Origin of the sequence: Streptomyces sp. NPDC019443 (assembly GCF_044389785.1) — a bacterium.
Taxonomy (GTDB): Bacteria; Actinomycetota; Actinomycetes; order Streptomycetales; family Streptomycetaceae; genus Streptomyces.
The window spans coordinates 60,323-80,557 of record NZ_JBIRYJ010000006.1; the positions used below are offsets into that span (position 1 = coordinate 60,323).

The window sequence follows — 20,235 nt, forward strand, 5'->3', positions numbered from 1 at the left end:
TGCCGTTGCGCCCGCTGGGTAGGGCGTCTGTGTCCCACTACCGTCAGCTTGGAGTGACCCCCATGGCCGCATCCGCACATCTGCTGCTCTCCGCCCTGTCCAAACAGGTCCCGGGCCCCGGCCCGCTGACCAGCGAACCCCCGCTCGCCGACGCCGCCCCGCTGACCAGCGAGCCGCCCCTCGCCGACACCGCTCCCCTCACCAGTGAGCCGACCGCGCCCGGCATGGCCGGCGGCACGGAGTCCCCAGGAGTCTGAATGGGCCTTGCCCGGCTCGCTGCGCTGCACGGAGTCGCCACCGCCTACGCGCCTTCGGAGGGCGTCACGGTCCCGGTCGCCGACGCCACGGTCGTCGCGGTCCTCGCCGCGTTGGGCGTCGACGCATCGACGCCCGCGGCGTTACGCGACGCCTTGAACCACGCCGAGTCCGCGGCGTCGGCCCGCCTGCTGCCGCCGACGGTGGTGCTTTGGCGCGAGGGCGCCCAGGCGCTCCCACCTGTCCTGACGGCGCTCCCCGCGGGTACGAATGTGCGGGTCGAGACGGAAGGGGGCGTGGCGGTCGAGTGGACCAGCCCGGGTGCGGCCGACGCTGTCCAGCAGGGCGGGGCGGAGCCGAACACCACGGCTGATGCGACGACTCCGGCCGATGCGCCTCCGGTCGGCGCGACGCCTCCGGCCGATGCGCCTCCCGCCAATGAGCCCCGCGTCTGGTCGCAACTGCCCCTCGGTGTGCACCAGTTGTATGCCCACGCCCACGCCCCCGACGAGCGCGTCGCACACTCCACCCTCATCGTCGCGCCCGCCCGCGTGCCGCAGCCCGACCGGCGTTCGTACGGCTTTCTCGTGCAGCTCTACTCCCTGCTCTCCGCCCGGTCCTGGGGCATGGGCGACCTTGGTGATCTGGCTGAGCTCGCCACCTGGTCGGGGCGGGCGCTCGGAGCCGGGTTTGTGCAGGTCAACCCGTTGCACGCGGCTGTGCCCGGGACGCCCACCGATCCCTCGCCGTACCGGCCGTCCTCACGGCGGTTCCCCGATCCCGTCCATCTGCGGATCGAGGACATCCCCGAGTACGCGTACGTCTGCGCCCGCGACCGGCAGCGGCTGGACGAACTCCGTGACGAGGCTGCGCGGCTGCGTGAATCCGTGCTGGAGAAGGGCGCGTTGATCGACCGGGACGCCGTGTGGGCGCTGAAGCGCGCGGCCCTGGAGATCGTGCACGGTATCCCGCTCGGGCCCGGCCGCCGCGCCGCGTACTGCGACTTCCTGGCCGAGCAGGGCCAGGCCCTGGAGGATCACGCCACCTGGTGCGCCCTCGCCGAGGTGCACGGGCCCGAGTGGCACTCCTGGCCCGCCGCGCTGCAGGACCCGCGCTCGCCCGAGACCGCGCGGGCCCGGCGTGAGCTGATGGACCGGGTCGACTTCCACGGGCGGCTCGCCTGGCTCACCGACCAGCAGCTGGCCGCCGCCGGGCAGGCGGCGCGCGAGGCGGGCATGGGCGTCGGCATCGTCCATGACCTGGCCGTCGGCGTGCATCCCGGCGGCGCGGACGCCTGGGCGCAGCGGAAGGCATTCGCCGCCGGGATGTCGGTCGGCGCGCCCCCGGACGCCTTCAACGCACGCGGTCAGGACTGGGGCCTGCCCCCGTGGCGGCCCGATGTGCTGGCCGCGTCCGGTTACGCCCCGTACCGCGGACTGCTGCGCGGCCTCCTCCGGAACGCGGGCGCGCTGCGCATCGACCATGTCATGGGCCTGTTCCGCCTCTGGTGGGTCCCGGAGGGCAGCCCGCCCACCGACGGCACGTATGTGCGGTACGACGCGGAGGCGATGCTCGCGGTCCTCGTTCTGGAGGCGCACCGCGCGGGCACGGCCGTCATAGGAGAGGACCTCGGCACGGTCGAACCGGGTGTGCGTGAGGCACTGACCCACAGGGGCGTGCTGGGCACCTCCGTGCTCTGGTTCGAGCGCGACTGGGCAGGCACGGGCCGCCCGCTGCCGCCCGAGCGCTGGCGCGAGGGCTGCGTGGCCACCGCGACCACGCACGATCTCCCGTCCACCGCGGCCCGCCTGACCGGCGAGCATGTGGCGCTGCGGCACCGCCTCGGTCTGCTCACCCGCCCCCTGGAGCAGGAGCGTACGCAGGACGCGGCGGACGTCGCCGAGTGGATCGGCCTGCTCACCGGCCTGGGCCTGCTGCCCGAGGGCAGGGGCGACGAGGAGGGCCAGATCCGCGCGGCCTACCGCTTTCTGCTGCGTACGCCCGCCCGCATGGTCGGCGTCTGGCTGCCGGACGCGGTGGGCGACCGCCGACCGCAGAACCTCCCGGGCACCTGGGACCAGTACCCGAACTGGCGCCTGCCGGTCGCGGACGCCGAAGGCCACCCGGTCACCCTGGAGGAGCTGGCCGCCTCGCCCCGCCTGCACGAGCTGATGGGGGTCTTCGGGCCCCGTACGGCACCCCCGGACGCGCGGCCGGGATAGCCGTTCGCTACGTTGGCACCGTGGACAAGAAGAACGCTTTGCGCGCCGGCGCCGTCGCGGCCGGTACGACGCTGATGATGCTGCTCCTGTCGTCGCCCGCGCTCGCCGCTGCCCCCGGCGCCGACGACGGCTCGGACCCGGGCCCGGGTCTGAGCGTGATCGAGACGCTGGGCCTCTATGTCGCGGCGCCGCTGGTCCTCTTCCTGGTGATCGCGGGCCTGGTGATGGTTCTCGACAAGTCCAGGAAGCAGAGCTGACCGGCTCCGAGCTTCACCAGCTCCACTAGCTCCTAGCTCCACCGGCTTTCCAAGGGCGCCTTGGGTGTGTACGCACCCAAGGCGCCCTTGCCATGCCTCCGCCAGAGGCAAGGGGGCCGATGGCAGTCCTGGTGTTTCCCCTACCCGCCCCTTCCCGCACTGGGGACGAGCCCCCAGACCCCCGGGGGAGGAGGGTGTGGGGGCTCGCCCCACACCCTCGGCGCGCCCGCTTCGCGGCGCCGTGTCTCCTTGGGGAGCACCTTCGCGTTGCACCGGGCGATGCGCCCGCTTCGCGCTGCGGGTGGGTTGCCGAGTGGGCGGCGCTGGGCAGGGCGTGGCCCGGGTATGGCCTCGAGATGCGCTGAGGGTGGAACATCGGCTGGATCAGCCGAGGTGACGACGTACATGGGCATCGTTCCGAGGTCTACCCGGACCAGATCGCCGCTGTCCCGCAGTGACTTGAGAAAGCCGAGCGGGTCGCGCCACAGCTTCAGGGCCTGCCCGAGAAGCGGTACCGCTCCGGGCGCGCGGGGAACCGACTGCAAAGCAGCCGCACCTGACACTGACACCGAGGAAGACATTGTTCTAGGCCGCGGTCTCTTGTACCGGCCGGCGCAGTGAGCGTGATGCGGTCTCGTCGGCCACGAGGCCGGGCACATGGTCGGGCACATGGTCGGGCACATGGTCGGGCACCAGGTCCCACCACCAGGACACGGCGGGGATGTCCAGCGGCTCGCGGCTGTCGTCGGTGGGCGTATCGCGGAACACCGAGGGGAAGTCGGCCGGATCGTCCGGCGTCGTGTACCGCACGGAGCTGATGCCCCAGTCCTGGGCGCCGCGTATGAAGCAGGCAAGGCTGTGCAGATACCGCCGCAGCTGCGGGCTGGCCTCCGGCTGCAGGTGCGCGCTCAGGCGCATGAAGAGAGTCATCACCCGGTCCCGCTGGGAGATCGCCGTGTCCAGCGCCTGGGCGGGGGTGAGGCCGTGCTGCTGCTCCAGCACCCGCAGGGCGTTGAGGTAGTAGCCCGACCCGTTGCGTTCCTTGTGGTGCGAGAAGATGTCGTTGTCCCACGTGATGATGAAGGACGCCATCTCGGCCGCGGCGCGCACGGCGGTGTGGTCACGCTCGTGGGGCTGGAGCTCGTAGCCGTGTCCCATCTCCAGCAGCGGAAGTACGACGGACGTCGCGCCGTCGTAGAGGCGCATCAGGGTGTAGTCGTTGAGGTCGGGCACGGTGTCCGCCCTGCGGTGGGCCGCCTCCCACACCACGGAGAAGAAGTACTCCCGCAACGCGTCCACCCAGCGGGCCGCCTGCCCCGCGGTGCCGTGGCGGCCGACCCTGAGCCGCAGGTCCCGCAGTCCCGCGGCCAGCGGGTCGTCGAGCAGTATTGGGACTTCCGGGTTCTGGGCGACGCGCAGCAGACGGTGGAGCAGGCCGGCCAAGTCGCCCGGCCGGTGGCCGAGTTCCCCCTCTTCGCAGTGTCCGTCGTCCACGCCGAAGAGCCACAGGACGAAGTCCGCGAGGAGAGAGACGACCTCCTCACTACCTTCCGGCAGTATCCGGGCGGAGAACGTGCCGATGTCCTGCATCACGAGTCTGCCGCGCAGCTCGTCGGACCCGATGCGAAACGTTTCGGCCCAGGCCGCGGTCTGCACATCTATGTCCGCATGGCGTGGATGGATCGCCGGCGGAATGGGAGAGAAGATCGGTGGAACTATCAGCTCGGGCCCCACTGCGGCCTCCCTCTCGTTGGGGGGCGACGCGAACTCTGCTTTCACAGACGCCACTTGCACCCCATAGTCATCAACTATGGCGCATAGTAATGACTCCGAACGGTTGATCCAATAGGACAATCCCTAAGGTATGCGGCATCGCGGCACTGTTCATCGCCGTGACCGGAACAGGCGGCCCCCGCCAGGACGTACGGGCCGGACACCACGGCGAAACCGCAGGCGCCGCCGGAGCAGTAACCGGAGCAGTAACCGGAACCGTGTCCGCTTCGGCCCGGGTATCGCCGACGTGCCGACGCACAGTCGAGGGGCAGTCCAGGGCGCCTTTACGCCACCCGGCCCTCGCCCCTCCCGGGCGTGCTCACGACGCTTCCTGCGTCGTGGCAAGTCTCTGCAGATAGCGCATCAGTGTCATCAGTACGTCCCGGCTGGACGCGCGCTGCCGGGCGTCGCACATCACGATCGGCACCGCCTCTGGCAGATCCAGGGCGGCCCGCAGCTCCTCCACCGGATGGCCGGGCGCGTCCGGGAAGGAGTTCACGGCCACCACGAACGGCACCCCGCGCTCCTCGAGACGGCCGATGACGTCGAAGCTGACTTCAAGGCGGCGGGTGTCGACCAGTACCACCGCACCCAGCGCGCCCTCGAACAGACCGCGCCACAGGAACCAGAAGCGCTCCTGCCCGGGCGTGCCGAACAGATAGAGCACCAGCTCCTCGTTGACACTGATGCGGCCGAAGTCCATCGCGACCGTCGTCGACGTCTTGCCGCCGATGCCCGCCGTGTCGTCGACGCCGACCCCGGCCTGGGTCATCGTCTCCTCGGTGGTCAGTGGCCGTATCTCGCTGACCGAGCCGACCAGGGTCGTCTTGCCGACCCCGAAGCCACCCACGATGACCACCTTGACGGCGGCGGTGGCGGTCGCCGGCAGCGCATCCTCGCTCCGCGGCCCGGCTGTGCGCGCCGGCTGCTCAGAGCCTTTGAAGTCCATCGATCACTGCCTCAATCAAAGCGCGGTCGGGAAGTCGGGCGGGTGGGACGGGCGCGCGGGCGACGATCCGGTTCTCGGCGAGCAGATCGCCGATCAGGACGGTGACGACGCTGAACGGGAGACCGGTGTACGCGGAGACCTCGGCGACGGACAGCGGCGCTTCGCAGAGCTCGATGATCGCCGCGTGCTCCGGCTGCATTCCGGGCTTCGGCCCGGACCTGGCGACGATCAGGGTGACCAGGTCCAGCGTGGCCGGGACGGACGAGCCGCTGCGGCCGCCCGTGATGACGTAGAGCCGCTCGGGACTGTCCTCCCAGTCCCCGCCGCCCGCGTCGCTCACCTCGGCTGTCCATCCTGACGCGGCGGGGTGCTGAGGTGCTCACCGATCCGCAGAACGAGGTCCCGCATCCGCTGGCCCATCAGCCCGGCGTCGACTCCCTCGTCGGCGAGAACCGCGAGGAAGGCCCCGGAGCCCGCCGCCATCAGATAGAAGAAACCGCCGTCCATCTCGATCACGACCAGCCGCATCCGGCCGTCGCCGTGCGGGAGTTCGGAGGCGACCGCGCCGGCCAGGGACTGCAGCCCGGCACAGGCGGCCGCCAGCCGGTCGGCGGTGTCGGTGTCGGTTCCGTACTGGGCCATGCGCAGACCGTCGGCGGAGAGCACGACCACATGCCTGGTCTGCGGCACGCCCTCCGCGAGGTCCTTGAGCATCCAGTCCATGTTGGTCTGCTGCTGAGTCATGGCTGGTTGGTCTCTCTGTTCGTCTCGGGGGTCTCGCCGGTCACGCCGCTCTGGAAGGCGGCCAGCCACATGCCGGGCTGCACCGCGGGTGGGGAATCCCGCCCGGACTCCGGCTCCGGCGCGGCAGCTGCGGCCAGTGCGGCCGGTGCCGCGACGGGCGTCTTGCGACGCCGCTGCGGCAGACCGTTCAAGGTCCGCTCGGCCACGACAGGGAGCTCGTCGTCCGCCGTCATGGGGCCGGTGGCCGGCCTGGGCGGCCGCTCGGCGGGGGCCTGAGGCAGGGTCGGGCGGGGACCTGAGGAGGCGCCGATGCCGTGCGCGAGACCGGTCGCCGAAGCGGCCGTGGTGATCAGTGCCTGCGGGACGACCAGGACGGCGCGCACACCGCCGTACGCGGAGGAGCGCAGCGAGACCTGGAAGCCGTACGCCTGCGACAGCCGGCCGACCACGGCGAGGCCGAGGCGCGGCGTCTCGCCCAGGTCGTTGACATCGATGCCCTGCTGGGCCTGGCGGAGCATGCGCTCGGCCCGCTTGCGGGCCTCCTCGCTCATGCTGACGCCGCCGTCCTCGATCTCGACGGCGATGCCCGACTGCACGTCGACGGCGGTCAGATGGACCTTGGTCTGCGGCGGCGAGTAGCGGGTGGCGTTGTCGAGCAGCTCGGCGAGCGCATGGATGAGCGGCTCGACGGCGGTTCCGAAGACGGCGACCTCGGTGACCGAGTGCAGCTCCACCCGCTGGTAGTCGATGATCCGCGACATGGCGCCGCGCAACACGCTGTAGAGCGGTACGGCCTTGCTCCACTGGCGGCCGGGCCGCGCACCGCCGAGCACGGCGATCGAGTCGGCGAGCCGGCCGATAAGCGCGGTGCCGTGGTCGATCCGGAGCAGATCGCCGAAGACGTCGGGGGACCGGCCGTGCCGGTCTTCCATCTCACGCAGTTCCTGGGCCTGTTGGTGGACGATGGCTTGAACCCGGCGGGCGATGTTGACGAAGGCGCGCTGTGCGGATTCGCGCAGGTCCTCCTCGGCGACGACGGCGTTGAGCACCGAACGCAGCACCGCCTCGTGCTCGGCCGGGGCGTCGAGCGAGTCGAGTACGTCCTCCGGGAACTCGCCCTTGCGCAGCCGCTCCACCACCTGCGGCAGCAGTTCGTCGGCGAGGTGCCTGGTCTCGGCCTGCTGCCGCGCCACCGCCGCATCCCGCTCCGCGAGTCTGTCCCGCAGCTCCTTGACCAGCCGGCCCCGGCGCGCCGCTTCGGCGCAGGCGGCCGCCACCATGACGACCGCTACGGCACCGATCCAGAGCACGGGGGTGCGGGCCGACTCGGAGACCAGTGCGGCAGCCGCCGCAGTGGCCACGGCTGTTACGGCGACGGGCAGCAGCCACACGGAGGAGGCCGCAGGCCGCGGACTTCCGGTCGACGTTTCCTGTCGAACCATCAGCACCCTCAAACCATCGAACGGGAAGATCACATGACGACGGTCGGGAGCATATCGGGGTAGTGCGAAGGGGTTTGACGGCGGGTCATCAAAATTGGCGCGTTGTTTTCGCCTTGAACGCGCGAGGGCGCCCCGGGCCGCCGTGGCCCGGGGCGCCCTCGCGCGAGGGAGTTACGCAGCCGCCGCGTCAGCCGCCTGCGCCTTCAGTGCACGCTCGACGCCCGAGCGCGACTCCGAGATCAGCCGCCGCAGCGCCGCGTTCGGTTCGGCCGATGCCAGCCACGCGTCCGTCGCGTCCAGCGTGGCCTGCGAGACCTGGAGCGAGGGGTAGAGCCCGACCGCGATCTGCTGCGCGATCTCATGGCTGCGGGACTCCCACACGTCCTTGACCGCGGCGAAGAACTTACCGGTGTACGGGGCGAGCAGCTCGCGCTGGTCGGTCTGGACGAAGCCGGCGATGACCGCCTCCTGCATCGCGTTCGGCAGCTTGTCGGACTCGACGACCGATGCCCAGGCCTCCTCCTTGGCCTCCGCCGTCGGCCGGGCCGCGCGCGCCGTCGCCGCGTGGCGCTCGCCCGCCGCCGTCTTGTCCCGCTCGTACTCTGCCGCGATCTCGTCCTCGTCGAGCTGGCCGACCGCCGCAAGACGCTCCACGAACGTCCACCGCAGCTCGGTGTCCACGGCCAGACCCTCGATCGACTCCGTGCCGTCGAGCAGCGCCTGCAGCAGGTCCAGCTGCTGCGGCGTCCGCGCGGTCGCGGCGAACGCCCGCGCCCACGCCAGCTGGTGGTCGCTGCCCGGCTCCGCCGCGCGCAGATGCGCCAGCGTCGCGTCCGTCCACTGCGTCAGCCCCGTCTCGCGCCACTCCGGCGCCGCGTACAGGTCGATCGCCAGCTTCACCTGGCGCTGCAGCGACTGCACTACGCCGATGTCCGACTCCTTGCCGATGCCGGAGAGGACCAGGGACAGATAGTCCCGCGTCGCCAGCTCGCCGTCGCGGGTCATGTCCCAGGCGGAGGCCCAGCACAGAGCACGCGGCAGCGACTCGGTGAAGTCGCCGAGGTGCTCGGTGACGACCCGCAGCGACTCCTCGTCGAGGCGGACCTTCGCGTAGGACAGGTCGTCGTCGTTGAGCAGGATCACCGCGGGGCGGCGGGTGTTCTGCGGGAACGGCACATCGGTGTGCTCGCCGTCCACGTCCAGCTCGATCCGGCTCGTACGGACCAGCTTGCCGTTCTCGTCGAGGTCGTAGCAGCCGATCGCGATCCGGTGCGGGCGCAGCGTCGGCTCGCCTTTCGCGCCGGCGGGCAGGGCGGGGGCCTCCTGGCGTACGGAGAACGAGGTGACGTACCCGTCCTCGGAGACCTCGATCTCCGGGCGCAGGATGTTGATGCCGGCCGTCTCCAGCCACGCCTTCGACCAGGTCTTCAGATCACGGCCGGAGGTCTCCTCCAGCGCGCCCAGCAGATCGGACAGCCGGGTGTTGCCGAAGGCGTGTGCCTTGAAGTACGCCTGCACACCGCGGAAGAACTCGTCCTGTCCGACATACGCGACGAGCTGCTTCAGCACCGACGCGCCCTTGGCGTAGGTGATGCCGTCGAAGTTGACCAGGACGTCGTCCAGGTCACGGATGTCGGCCATGATCGGGTGGGTGGACGGCAGCTGGTCCTGCCGGTAGGCCCACGTCTTCATCTGGTTCGCGAAAGTGGTCCAGGAGTGCGGCCATTTCGAGTCCGGGTGGTACGCCTGGCAGGCGATCGAGGTGTAGGTGGCGAACGACTCGTTCAGCCACAGGTCGTTCCACCACTCCATGGTGACCAGGTCGCCGAACCACATGTGCGCAAGCTCGTGCAGGATCGTCTCGGCGCGCGTCTCGTACGCCGCGTCCGTCACCTTCGAGCGGAAGACGTACTGGTCGCGGATGGTCACCGCGCCCGCGTTCTCCATCGCGCCCGCGTTGAACTCCGGCACGAAGAGCTGGTCGTACTTGGCGAAGGGGTAGTCGTAGTCGAACTTCTCCTGGAACCACTCGAAGCCCTGCCGGGTGACCTCGAAGATCGCGTCCGAGTCCAGGAACTCGGCGAGGGAGGGCCGGCAGTAGACGCCGAGCGGGACGCTCTGCCCGTCCTTCTCGTACGAGCTGTGCACGCTGTGGTACGGACCGACGATCAGCGCGGTGATGTACGTGGAGATCCGCGGCGTCGGCTCGAAGTGCCAGACGTTGTCCTTGGGCTCCGGGGTGGGGGAGTTCGAGATGACCGTCCAGCCCTCGGGGGCCTTCACGGTGAACTGGAAGGTCGCCTTCAGGTCCGGCTGTTCGAACGAGGCGAAGACACGGCGCGCGTCGGGCACCTCGAACTGCGTGTAGAGGTAGGCCTGCTGGTCCACCGGGTCGACAAAACGGTGCAACCCCTCACCGGTGTTGGTGTACGCGCAGTCCGCGACGACCTTCAGCTCGTTCAGGCCCGCGAGCAGATGCGGCAGCGCGATCCGCGAGTCCCTGAAGACGGCGGCGACGTCCAGTGCCTTGCCGTTCAGCACGACTTGGTGCACGGCCGGGGCGACCAGGTCGATGAAGCTCTCCGCGCCGTCCTCTGCGGAGTCGAAGCGCACGGTGGTCACGGACCGGTAGGTCCCGCCCTCTTGTGCCCCGCTCAGGTCGAGGTCGATCTCGTACGAGTCGACATTCAGCAGGCTCGCCCGCTGCTGCGCCTCTTCGCGGGTCAGATTCGTGCCAGGCACGCTGTCATCTCCTCGGTTCGTGACGTTTGCGGCCATCCTTCCATGGGGCGCGGGTCCGTCGCCTGCCCTATTTGCCTGCCCTGATGGAAGGGGCGGAAGCAGCACGAGGGCGGGGCACCCAGGGGTGCCCCGCCCTCGCCGGTGTCCGCAGCCGTCAGCCCTTGAGCTCCTCGGCGACGAGCTCCGCGATCTGCACGGCGTTCAGCGCCGCGCCCTTGCGGAGGTTGTCGTTGGACAGGAAAAGCGCGAGCCCGTTCTCGACGGTCTCGTCCACGCGGATACGGCCGACGTACGAGGCGTCCTTGCCGGCCGCCTGCAGCGGCGTCGGGATCTCGGAGAGCTCGACGCCCTGGGCGTCCTTCAGCAGCTCATAGGCGCGCTCGACGCTGATGGGTCGCTCGAAGCGGGCATTGACCTGCAGCGAGTGGCCGGAGAAGACCGGGACGCGGACACAGGTGCCGGAGACCTTGAGCTCCGGAATCTCCAGGATCTTGCGGGACTCGTTGCGGAGCTTCTGCTCCTCGTCGGTCTCGAAGGAGCCGTCGTCGACGAGATTGCCCGCCAGCGGCACGACATTGAAGGCGATGGGGCGCTTGTAGACGCCGGGCTCGGGGAATTCGACGGCCTCGCCGTCGTGCGTCAGCTCGCTCGCGCGGCCGGCGACCTCCTTGACCTGCCCGTCCAGCTCGGCCACACCGGCCAGCCCGGAGCCGGACACGGCCTGGTAGGTGGTGGCGACCAGCGCGGTGAGACCCGCCTCGGCGTGCAGGGGCCGCAGGACCGGCATCGCGGCCATCGTGGTGCAGTTCGGGTTGGCGATGATGCCCTTGGGGCGGTCCTTGATCGCGTGCGGGTTGACCTCGGAGACGACCAGCGGCACCTCGGGGTCGCGGCGCCAGGCCGAGGAGTTGTCGATCACGACGGCGCCCTGTGCGGCGACCTTCTCGGCGAGCGCCTTGGAGGTCGCGCCGCCGGCCGAGAAGAGCACGATGTCCAGGCCGGTGTAGTCGGCGGTGGAGGCGTCCTCGATGGTGATCTCCTGGCCGTCCCAGTGCAGGGTGGAGCCCGCGGACCGGGCCGAGGCGAACAGTCGCAGCTCGTCGACCGGGAACTTCCGCTCGGTGAGGATCTTGCGCATGACTCCGCCGACCTGACCGGTGGCTCCGACGATTCCGACCCTCACGGACGACTCCTTCGTACTGATTCGTACTGATCTGCTGGCCTGGGTGCTGCTCCATCATGCGTATGTCCCCGGCCGACTTGTCCAATCCATTGTCCGATGGCCGGGACGTGTGACACAGGACATGCCGGCGGGGCGGGTGCTCCGAAGAGCGCCCGCCCCGCCGTCGTACAGATCAATCCGCTACGGGAGTGCTACGGCGTGACCTTCTCGATCACTACGCTGCCGGCGCCCGCAACCGTGCCGCGACCGTTCAGCAACTGCACCTCGCCGAAGAACTGCCGTCCCTCGGGAGCCGCGCCACCGACCAGAACCTCGGCGCTGACCTGCGCCGACGCCCCGTTGGCGAGCTTGACAGGCTGCGCGGAGTCGACCTTGACCGAGCCGAGCGACGCCGCGAAGAACACATCGCGGTAGTTGTACTCGGTGGTCCCGGCCGGGACGGAGTAACCGTCGACCACGATGGTGTAGGTGCCGGCGGCCGGCTTGAGCAGGCTCACCGCCTCCTCGGAGTCGCCGTCCGCCGCCTGGCCGACCAGCACGTTGTTCAGGTAGACCGACAGGTCCAGGTCCGCGCCGTTGTCGGAGACCCCGCCGATGGCGACGTCGAGACGCTCGACGCCCTCACCGATGGTGACCGTCGACTCCTGCGACTCACCGTGCTTGATCGACGGGCGGGTGACCTTTGCCGAGCCCAGCGAACCGCCGGCGAGCTTGCCGTCGATCGCGGCGAAGCCGTTGGTGACCTTCCACTCGACGGGGGCCGGCGTGCCGACCTTCGCCTCGGGGAGCGTCTTGACGGCCGGGTCGAAGGAGGCGCCCAGCAGGCTGACGTCCAGCTTGTACGGGTTCTCGAGCAGCGGAGACGTACGCCGCGACTCGACCTCGATCTCCCAGACGCCCGGGGTCGGCTCGGCATACGAGCGCAAGTCCGGGCGGCAGGTGTTCGCCGGATTGTTGTAGTTCGGGTAGCAGAAGATCGTCGAGCTGTCGTCGACCGGGACGCCGTACGGGTGGATGCCGATGAACCGCGTCTGGCTGTCCTTGGCGAGTCCGCCGAGCGCGACCTCGAGGTTCTTCGCGCCCTCCGGCACCGTGACGAAGTACGACTTGTGGCTGTTGCGGTCCACCGAGCCGGACGCCGAGAAGGTGTACGAGGGCTTTGCCAGCTCCTTGGAGACGACCACGGTGGCGAGGATCTGCTTGTCCACACCCTCGGTGCGCTCGTCGTCCGCCTCCAGGATCGCGCTGTGCACCCCGGCCGAGCCGGGCTTCGCCTCGACCTTGACGGTGACCGGCTTGTTCAGCGGCAGCGAGACCGCGCCGGAGCCCGGCAGGTCGAAGGTGCCGTCGTTGTACTTCCAGTCCAGCTCGTGCCGTACGGGACGGTCCGGGCCGGTCGTACGCGTGATGGTGACGTCGTACGTCTTCTTCTGGCCGGCCTTGAGACCGCCCTCGCGGTCGTACAGACCGGTGCCGAAGCCCGGGGTCTTCAGCGCGAAGTCGATCGCGGTGTCGACCGGTGCCTTGACGCTGTACTCGTGGGCGGTGGCGCCGTCCTCGATGGCGTCCCAGGCGTCCACGATGTCGATCAGGCCGGAGCCCTGCTCATGCGCCTGCACTCCGGCGATACGGTGCGCGGTGCTGGTCAGCGCCGTGCGCAGCTTCGCCGGGGTCAGCTCGATGTTCCGCTGCTTGGCGGCCGACAGGAGCAGCGCGCTCGCGCCCGCGGCCTGCGGCGAGGACATCGAGGTGCCCTGCAGCATGGAGTAGCCGGCCGGGAGCTGGTAGCCCGCCTCCTTGACCGGGCCGCCGGGGGCCCAGGTCTGGGTGGTGTTGATCGACGCGCCGGGCGCGGTGATGGTCGGCGTGAAGCCGCCGTCCTCGCGCGGGCCGCGGGAGGAGAACGGCAGAAGGTTGTACTTCTTCCGCACCTCGGAGCCGTAGTTGGCGGCCCAGGTCTCCTTGGAGATGGAGGCGCCGACCGAGATGACCTTGTCGGCTACGGCCGGGTCACCGAGGGTGTTGGTACCGGGGCCCTCGTTGCCGGCCGAGATGACCAGCTGGACTCCGTAGGTGTCGATGAGCCGGGTGTAGAGCTCGGCGCGGGCGTTGTTGCCGTCGTTCAGCGGGGGCAGACCGCCGATGGACATGTTGACGATGTCCACGCCGCGGTTGATGACCAGGTCGGCCATGCCCTCGGTGAGCGCGATGTTGGTGCAGCCGCCGCTCCAGGTGCAGGCGCGCGAGGAGACCAGCTTGGCGCCGGGCGCCGCTCCGTTCATCCTGCCGCCGAAGAGGCTGTTGGCGGCGGTGATGCCGGCGACGTGCGTGCCGTGCGAGCCCTCGATGACGCCGATGTTGACGTAGTCGGCCTTGGCGCCCGCGGCGTTGTAGACGACGTCCTTGCGGACCTCGATGACGAACGGGATGCGCTCGACGACCTCGGTGGCTGGGTTGTCGGTGCCGAAGTAGCCGATCTGGAAGCCGTTCTTGTACGGCTTCATCACGGTGTCGTTGGAGAAGTCCGCGTCGTTGTTGAGGTCGACGCGGGCGGTCCTGGTGCCCGCGTCGTAAAGCACGCCCCAGACGTCGGTGGTGTCGCCGTCCCGGTTGAGGTCACCGGCCATGTCGCCGCCCTTGGTGGCGGCCTCGGCGAAGAGGTTGAACTTGTACGCGCCCGCCGGGGCGGAGTACGTACGGCCGTTGACGGTGAACGTCGGGCCGCTCACGTCGAGCGACATCCGGCGCCAGGTGCCGTCGCCGTCCGCCACCGGGTCGGTCGCGGTGACCCAGTCGACGATCTTGCGCTCGCCGGTGGTGGTCTTCTGCAGCGCCGGGTGGCCGACGTCGACGCCCGAGTCGAGGATGCCGATGGTCACACCGCGGCCGTCGGCCTTGGGGTGCTCCTTGACGAAGTCCACCGCGCCGGTCTCGAAGGACGGGTTGTACGGGTTCTTCGCCGGGGTGTTCTTCCCGGGCGCCGGGTACTGCGCGGCCTGCGCGCCGGCCGTGCCCGCGCCCTTGGCCGTGTCGCCCGCCGGGGTGGGGTCGTCCAGCTTGATCTCGTGCTTGAGGTCGATGCCGTGGACGCTGGAGAGCTTGGCGGCCGCCTTGAGCGCGGCCTCCGCCCGGCCGGTGGGGAGGGTGGCCCGTACATAGCCGAGCTGGTCGTACGTCTTGCCGACCACGGCTCCCTCGACGGCGTCGAGCTGGCCCGCGACCTGCTCGGTCGCACCGGGGGCCGTGGCCACCATGACGGTGACGCTCTTCGCGCCCGTGGCCTCGGCCTCGGCGAGAAGTTCGGCGTCGGCAGAACCGAGCTTGTCGGACGAGGACTTGGCGGCCTTGACGCCGGCGGTGGTGCCGGGGTCGTCGGCGGGCGCGTCGGAGAAGGCCGGTACGGCGCCCGCGGCGACCAGCGCGGCCACCATCGATGCGGCGGCCGCAATACGGGCCACGCGTCTGTGACCTGGTACGGAGCGCCCTGATATGGGGCTCTGGGATTCGGGGGTCATCAGCATCCCTGTTTTGTGAAAGAGAGGGTCCGGAATTCGGTGCCGGATGACCGCTCAGCCTTTCGTAAGTGACAGGGGTTTGTGGAGAGTTGCCGGAGGCGGGATGTGGTCATGGCGGACATCCGCCATCGCGGGCGATGTGCCATGAGGGGCAAAGGGGAAATTCAGGCTTCGCGGCTGCGGGCGTAGTGCCGGGACGCCTTTGCGCGGTTGCCGCACAGTGCCATGGAGCACCAGCGGCGGGTGCCGTTCCGCGATGTGTCGAAGAAGTGCAGGATGCACGCCTCGTGCGCGCAGGCGCGGATGCGGTCGGGCGCGGTGCGCAGCAGATCGAGATGCCCGCGGGCGGCGATCCAGCCCGGGCCCCAGGCCGGGTCCGCGAACTCGGCCTCTTCGCCGGGGCCTTCGGTGGTGAGAGTGGCGCGGATGCGCCCATGCCCGAGCACAGCGTCGACGCGGGCGGCCGCGGTGGGGTCGCCGGGGCCGTCGACGAGGACGGCGAGCGCCTCGCGGGCGGTCAGTGTCCGCTCCAGGGTGGCCGCGTCGGCGGTGAACCGGTCGGCGAGGCCGTTGGCCGTCAGCCAGATGTGCAGCCCGTCGACGCCGGTCAGCAGATCCTGGCGTACGCCGTCCTGCATCCAGCGGGTGTTGAGCAGGTCGAGGGAGACCGGCTCGCCGGTGAGCGGCCGCGGGTCGGACAGGGCGGGCATCCCTGGGCTCCTCTCATAGCTAACCCCTGAAGGTTACGTGACCGGTTGCATACCTTGATTCTAACCTCTAAGCTCAAATTAAGTGGTTAGTGGGTATCGACCTTCCGAGAGGTGTGCCATGACGGCGACCAGCACTCTGCGTACCGGCCATATCGGCCTCAATGTCACTGACCTCGACCGGTCACTCCCCTTCTACGGAGACGCCCTCGGCTTCGACGTCCTCGGTCAGGGCAAGGAGGAGGGCCGCCGCTTCGCCTTCCTCGGCCGGGACGGGCAGCTCATCCTCACGCTCTGGCAGCAGGCGGACGGGGCGTATGCCCCTGGTCTCGCCGGGCTGCACCACCTCGCCTTCGAGACCGAATCCATCGAGCAGGTCCGCGCCGCCGAGGCGCGTCTGAAGACCCTCGGCGTCGACTTCGCCTACGAGGGCGTGGTCGCCCACGGCGAGGGTGCGGCCTCCGGCGGGATCTTCTTCCACGACCCCGACGGCACCCGGCTGGAGATCTACGCCCCCTCCGGCGCCGAGGGCGCTCCCGCGCCGACCGCCGAGGCGCCCACCTGCGGTTTCTTCTGAGAGGGCTGATCCCCTGTGGACCCGGACCTGAAGCAGGACCCGGAGCCGTACCACCGCGGCTCACTCGCCGTGCAGAGCCGCGTCGGGGTACGCGACCAGGCCGCGCACGTCGGCCGCTCCATCGGCCAGGGCATCAAGCCGGTTGCCGCCGCCTTCCTCGGGCTCCAGCCCATGCTGGTGCTCGGCGCGGCGGACGCGGCGGGCCGGACATGGGCCTCGCTGCTCACCGGCGCGCCCGGTTTCGTCCGGGCCACGGGGGCGCACTCCGTCTCGGTCGCCGGCGGCGTGCACCAGAGCGACCCGCTCGCCGACGCCCTCGCCGCGGGCCCGCTGCCCGTCGGCACGATCGCACTCGACCCGCGCACCCGCCGCCGGATGCGGATGGGCGGTACGGTCCGCCCGTCCGCCCGCGGGCTCGCGATCGAGGCCGAGCGGGTCTTCGCGAACTGCCCGAAGTATCTGCAGAAGCGGGAGCTGTACGCACCCGATGGTGGCGGTGACAGCACCGGTGGCGTGCGGCGCGGCGGGCGACTCACCCCCGACCAGGAGGAGTTCGTCCGCGCCGCCGACACCTTCTTCATCGCCACCGGCACGCCGGAGGGCGTCGACGCCAGCCATCGCGGCGGCAACCCCGGCTTCGTACAGGTCACCTCGCCCACCACGCTCAGCTGGCAGGACTATCCGGGCAATGCGATGTTCCTGACGCTGGGCAACCTCGAGACCGACCCGCGCGCCGGACTGCTCTTCCTCGACTGGAGCAGCGGCACCACGCTCCAGCTCACCGGTACCGCGCGCACCGACTACTCCGACAGCGGCCGTACCGTCCGGTTCACCGTCGAGCAGCTCGTCGAGACCGAGGGGGCAAGCCCGCTTCGCTGGTCCGCGCCCGAGTACTCGCCCGCCAACCCGCCCCTCGAGCAGGGCGCTTGAACGTGCGTCTACCCTCACCGCATGAACAGGCAGTTGCGGAACAGTGAGTTGAGGGTTGCGGCCTACGCCGTGTGCGTACGGGAGGAAGAGATCCTGCTCGCCCGCTGGGTGGCCCGCGACGGCGTCAAGAAGTGGACGCTGCCCGGCGGCGGAATGGACCACGGGGAGGACCCTCTCGACACGGTCGTCCGCGAGGTCGAGGAGGAGACCGGCTACACGGCCGAGATGACCGCGTTGCTCGGCCTCGACTCCATCCGCCGCCGGTATCCGCGCAAACTCGGTGCGTTCGCCGATTTCCAGGGGCTGCGCATCGTGTACGAGGGCCGGATCACCGGAGGCGAGCTGCGCCATGAGACGAACGGGTCCACGGACCTGGCCGCCTGGCACCCGCTGGCCGCGGTGACCGGCCTGGAGCGGGTCGAACTGGTCGACATCGGGCTGGAGTTGTGGCGCTCCAGGCCCCCGGTGGGCCGGATCGCCGGAAATGGCCGATAGCCGCTCAACCCTCCTGCCCCGGGCAACGCCGCACGCTCCCCCCGAGTCCTGTCAGCCGACCTCAGTCGTAGAGCAGTCGGAGACAGGAGACTGGCATGTCAGTGCGTATGGTCCGGACGGCGTTGACGGGAGCGGTGGCGATGGCGGCCGTGGCGACCGCCGCCCTCGTGACCCCCGCCGCGGCGGACAGCCGGACGGGTGAGCCCCGTCACGGCAGCCACCGCAGCACCCAGCAGGCGATCGAGGCCGCCGTGCGCGACGGAGTGCCCGGAGTCGTCGCCCAGGCGCGCGACCGCGACGGCACCTGGAACGGCACGGCCGGCGTCGCGAACCTGCGGACCGGGCGCGAGCGACTGCCGCAGGACCGCTACCGCGTCGGGTCCATCACCAAGACCTTCGTCGCCACGGTCGTGCTCCAGCTGGAGGCCGAAGGCAGACTGAGCCTGGACGACACCGTGGACCGCCGGCTCCCCGGCCTGGTGCGCGGCCACGGCCACGACGGACGCCGGATCACCCTGAGGCAGCTCCTCAACCACACCAGCGGGATCTACAACTACACCGACGACCAGGGCTTCCTGGAGAAGGTCTTCGGCGACGGCTTCTTCCAGCACCGCTACGACACCTGGAGCCCGCGGCAGCTCGTAGGGATCGCGACGGAGCACGAACCCTACTTCGCGCCCGGCACGGGCTGGCACTACTCCAACACCAACTACATCCTTGCCGGGATGATCGTGGAGAAGGTGACGGGACGTTCGTACGCATCCGAGATCGAGCGCCGGATCCTGCGCCCGCTCTCGCTGCGCGCCACCTCCGTGCCCGGGACCGACGCCCGGATGCCACGCCCCAGCGGCCGGGCCTACTCGAAACTGTCCGAGGACCCGAAGGCGAAGATCCACGATGTGACCGAACTGAACCCGTCGGCCGCCTGGTCGGCAGGCGAGATGATCTCCGACTCCGCCGATCTGCAACGCTTCTACCGGGCCCTGCTGAAGGGGAAGTTGCTACCGCGGAAGCAGCTGCGGGAGATGACCAGCACCGTCCCGGTGCACCCGAAGGAACCGGACATCCGCTACGGCCTCGGCCTGATGCAGGTCAAGACGGGCTGCGGCACGGACGTCTGGGGCCACGGGGGCGGGATCCACGGGTCCTCGTCAGAGGCGCTCACCACGCGGGACGCGAGCCACTCACTCGCGCTGAACTTCAACGGCGACTGGTCGGGGGACAGTGGGGCGATCGTGGAGGCGGAGTTCTGCGGCTGACGCGGCCGACCGCTCAGCGCGGGAGCACCATCACATAGGCGGCGGGATCGCGGTCCGGCGCCGCCATCAGGGCCGTGCGGACTACGGTCGCCTGCTGCTCCGGCGACTCCCGCAGTCTCCTCGGCGCGAGGTGTACGACGGTGATGCCGAGCCGCTCCAGCTGCTCGCGCTTGCGGACGTACTCCGACCAGAGGGCGTCCCCGTCGTTGCGCGGCGCACGGGTGTCCAGCTCGACGGCGACGGCCTGCTCGGGCCAGTAGGCGTCGACGCTTCCGAGGTTCGGGCCGCCGGGGAGGCGCAGGTCGACGTTCCACAGGGGGTTGGGGAGCCCGTGCGTACGCACCAGGTCGTACAGCCGTTGCTCGGCGATGGTCCGCGCCTCGGCGAGCAGCGAGTCGACGGCGTCCGCGACATGAGGGAGGGACAGCAGCCGCGCGCGGCTCAACTCCTTGAGTACGGCGCCGGCTTCGCAGTGCCTGCCGCTGACCGCCTCGGTGAGCAGTCGGCGTACGGCACTGGCGTCGGCGAGCTGCGCGACGGCGTCCGCGAGGGCGCGGGGCACGGGCGCGACGGGCACGCCGGTGATCTCTTCCGGTCTCGGCAGCGTGTGCGTCCGTACGAGCCGGGCACACCCGGTCGACCGCAGCCGCCGGGTTCGGGGCACGAGGACGTCGATCCGGTCGAGGGAGAGGAGCGGCGGGGCGGAGGAGAACCGGTGCAGGGCGAGGGCGGCGAGTCCGGTGACCATGGCTTCGCCGTAGGGGGGTGGGGCGGGTGCCCCCTGGGGCTCGCCCTGGACGGGAAGGGCCGGCCGCCCCGCGTAGAGGAGGGCCCCGTGCAGCCGCTCCTCGCTGGTGGGCGGCCCGGGGTGCAGGAGATACACGCCGGGCAGCAGCGACTGCCAGGGCCCGCCCGGCAGGCACTGCGAGGTGATGCGGGCGGTGGAGATCCCGTGCGCACGCAGCTGGGCTGCGGTCAGTACGCGGCGCTGCACCTCGGAGAGGTGGCTGAGGGGGAGGGGGGAGAGCGGGGTGTTGTGGTTCATGCGACGGGGATGCCCGCGGGGGACCGGGTGGCTAACCGCTGTTACAAGCCCGTCGACAATTCGGGACAAGCTCGCCCTAAAGTACGGACGTTCGACTGCCGATCAGCCGCCCCGACGATCGGGGTGCGGGGTGTTCTTTT

The 20,235-nt window shown here is 70.4% G+C and carries 17 protein-coding genes; 7 read left to right on the plus strand and 10 right to left on the minus strand.

Annotated elements, in window-relative coordinates; all coding sequences use genetic code 11:
- The first annotated feature begins 62 nt into the window (after positions 1-62).
- Genes ACH492_RS20445 through ACH492_RS20455 form a run of 3 tightly spaced genes read left to right on the plus strand, consistent with a single transcriptional unit; the run spans position 63 to position 2,734 of the window.
- On the plus strand, positions 63-257 hold the full coding sequence (locus tag ACH492_RS20445; RefSeq protein ID WP_307663483.1) for a hypothetical protein: 195 nt from the start codon (positions 63-65) through the stop codon (positions 255-257).
- Positions 258-2,477: a 4-alpha-glucanotransferase gene (malQ, locus tag ACH492_RS20450; protein ID WP_398988490.1), complete on the plus strand. Its 2,220-nt coding sequence runs from the start codon at positions 258-260 to the stop codon at positions 2,475-2,477.
- Between the two features lie 20 nt (positions 2,478-2,497).
- A complete protein-coding gene (locus ACH492_RS20455; protein ID WP_398988492.1) occupies positions 2,498-2,734 on the plus strand; it encodes a hypothetical protein in 237 nt (78 codons plus the stop codon).
- 585 nt (positions 2,735-3,319) lie between these two features.
- Here ACH492_RS20455 and ACH492_RS20460 read toward each other — a convergent pair.
- The 9 genes from ACH492_RS20460 to ACH492_RS20500 form a co-directional block, all read right to left on the minus strand.
- Entirely contained in the window at positions 3,320-4,468 is a 1,149-nt protein-coding gene (locus ACH492_RS20460; protein ID WP_398988494.1) for a selina-4(15),7(11)-diene synthase, read from the minus strand.
- Between the two features lie 358 nt (positions 4,469-4,826).
- A complete protein-coding gene (locus ACH492_RS20465) occupies positions 4,827-5,456 on the minus strand; it encodes a GTP-binding protein (protein ID WP_398988496.1) in 630 nt (209 codons plus the stop codon).
- The gene (locus ACH492_RS20470) at positions 5,437-5,796 is read right to left on the minus strand and encodes a DUF742 domain-containing protein (RefSeq protein ID WP_398988498.1); all 360 of its coding nucleotides are present in this window, start codon (positions 5,794-5,796) and stop codon (positions 5,437-5,439) included. Before ACH492_RS20470 ends, ACH492_RS20465 begins: the two co-directional genes overlap by 20 nt.
- A complete protein-coding gene (locus ACH492_RS20475; protein WP_398988500.1) occupies positions 5,793-6,200 on the minus strand; it encodes a roadblock/LC7 domain-containing protein in 408 nt (135 codons plus the stop codon). The genes ACH492_RS20470 and ACH492_RS20475 overlap by 4 nt, the downstream gene beginning before the upstream one ends.
- A complete protein-coding gene (locus tag ACH492_RS20480; protein ID WP_398988502.1) occupies positions 6,197-7,642 on the minus strand; it encodes a sensor histidine kinase in 1,446 nt (481 codons plus the stop codon). Before ACH492_RS20480 ends, ACH492_RS20475 begins: the two co-directional genes overlap by 4 nt.
- Positions 7,643-7,813: 171 nt before the next feature.
- The gene (pepN, locus tag ACH492_RS20485; RefSeq protein WP_398988504.1) at positions 7,814-10,384 is read right to left on the minus strand and encodes an aminopeptidase N; all 2,571 of its coding nucleotides are present in this window, start codon (positions 10,382-10,384) and stop codon (positions 7,814-7,816) included.
- A 154-nt stretch (positions 10,385-10,538) separates the two neighbouring features.
- Entirely contained in the window at positions 10,539-11,567 is a 1,029-nt protein-coding gene (locus ACH492_RS20490; RefSeq protein ID WP_398988506.1) for an aspartate-semialdehyde dehydrogenase, read from the minus strand.
- 191 nt (positions 11,568-11,758) lie between these two features.
- Positions 11,759-15,088 (minus strand): S8 family serine peptidase, encoded by a 3,330-nt coding sequence (locus ACH492_RS20495; protein WP_398988508.1) that lies wholly within the window; start codon positions 15,086-15,088, stop codon positions 11,759-11,761.
- 158 nt (positions 15,089-15,246) lie between these two features.
- A complete protein-coding gene (locus ACH492_RS20500) occupies positions 15,247-15,792 on the minus strand; it encodes a CGNR zinc finger domain-containing protein (protein WP_398988510.1) in 546 nt (181 codons plus the stop codon).
- A 118-nt stretch (positions 15,793-15,910) separates the two neighbouring features.
- On the opposite strand from ACH492_RS20500, the gene ACH492_RS20505 reads away from it, so the two are divergent.
- The 4 genes from ACH492_RS20505 (at position 15,911) to ACH492_RS20520 (ending at position 19,050) form a co-directional block, all read left to right on the plus strand.
- Positions 15,911-16,366, plus strand: coding sequence for a VOC family protein (locus ACH492_RS20505; protein ID WP_398988512.1), 456 nt, complete (start codon positions 15,911-15,913; stop codon positions 16,364-16,366).
- A 15-nt stretch (positions 16,367-16,381) separates the two neighbouring features.
- The gene (locus ACH492_RS20510) at positions 16,382-17,296 is read left to right on the plus strand and encodes a pyridoxamine 5'-phosphate oxidase family protein (RefSeq protein ID WP_398988514.1); all 915 of its coding nucleotides are present in this window, start codon (positions 16,382-16,384) and stop codon (positions 17,294-17,296) included.
- Between the two features lie 21 nt (positions 17,297-17,317).
- On the plus strand, positions 17,318-17,791 hold the full coding sequence (locus ACH492_RS20515) for an NUDIX hydrolase (protein ID WP_398988516.1): 474 nt from the start codon (positions 17,318-17,320) through the stop codon (positions 17,789-17,791).
- A gap of 95 nt (positions 17,792-17,886) precedes the next feature.
- Positions 17,887-19,050 (plus strand): serine hydrolase domain-containing protein, encoded by a 1,164-nt coding sequence (locus ACH492_RS20520; RefSeq protein WP_398988518.1) that lies wholly within the window; start codon positions 17,887-17,889, stop codon positions 19,048-19,050.
- 13 nt (positions 19,051-19,063) lie between these two features.
- Here ACH492_RS20520 and ACH492_RS20525 read toward each other — a convergent pair whose 3' ends face one another.
- Positions 19,064-20,095: a hypothetical protein gene (locus tag ACH492_RS20525; RefSeq protein WP_398988520.1), complete on the minus strand. Its 1,032-nt coding sequence runs from the start codon at positions 20,093-20,095 to the stop codon at positions 19,064-19,066.
- Positions 20,096-20,235 lie beyond the last annotated feature (140 nt).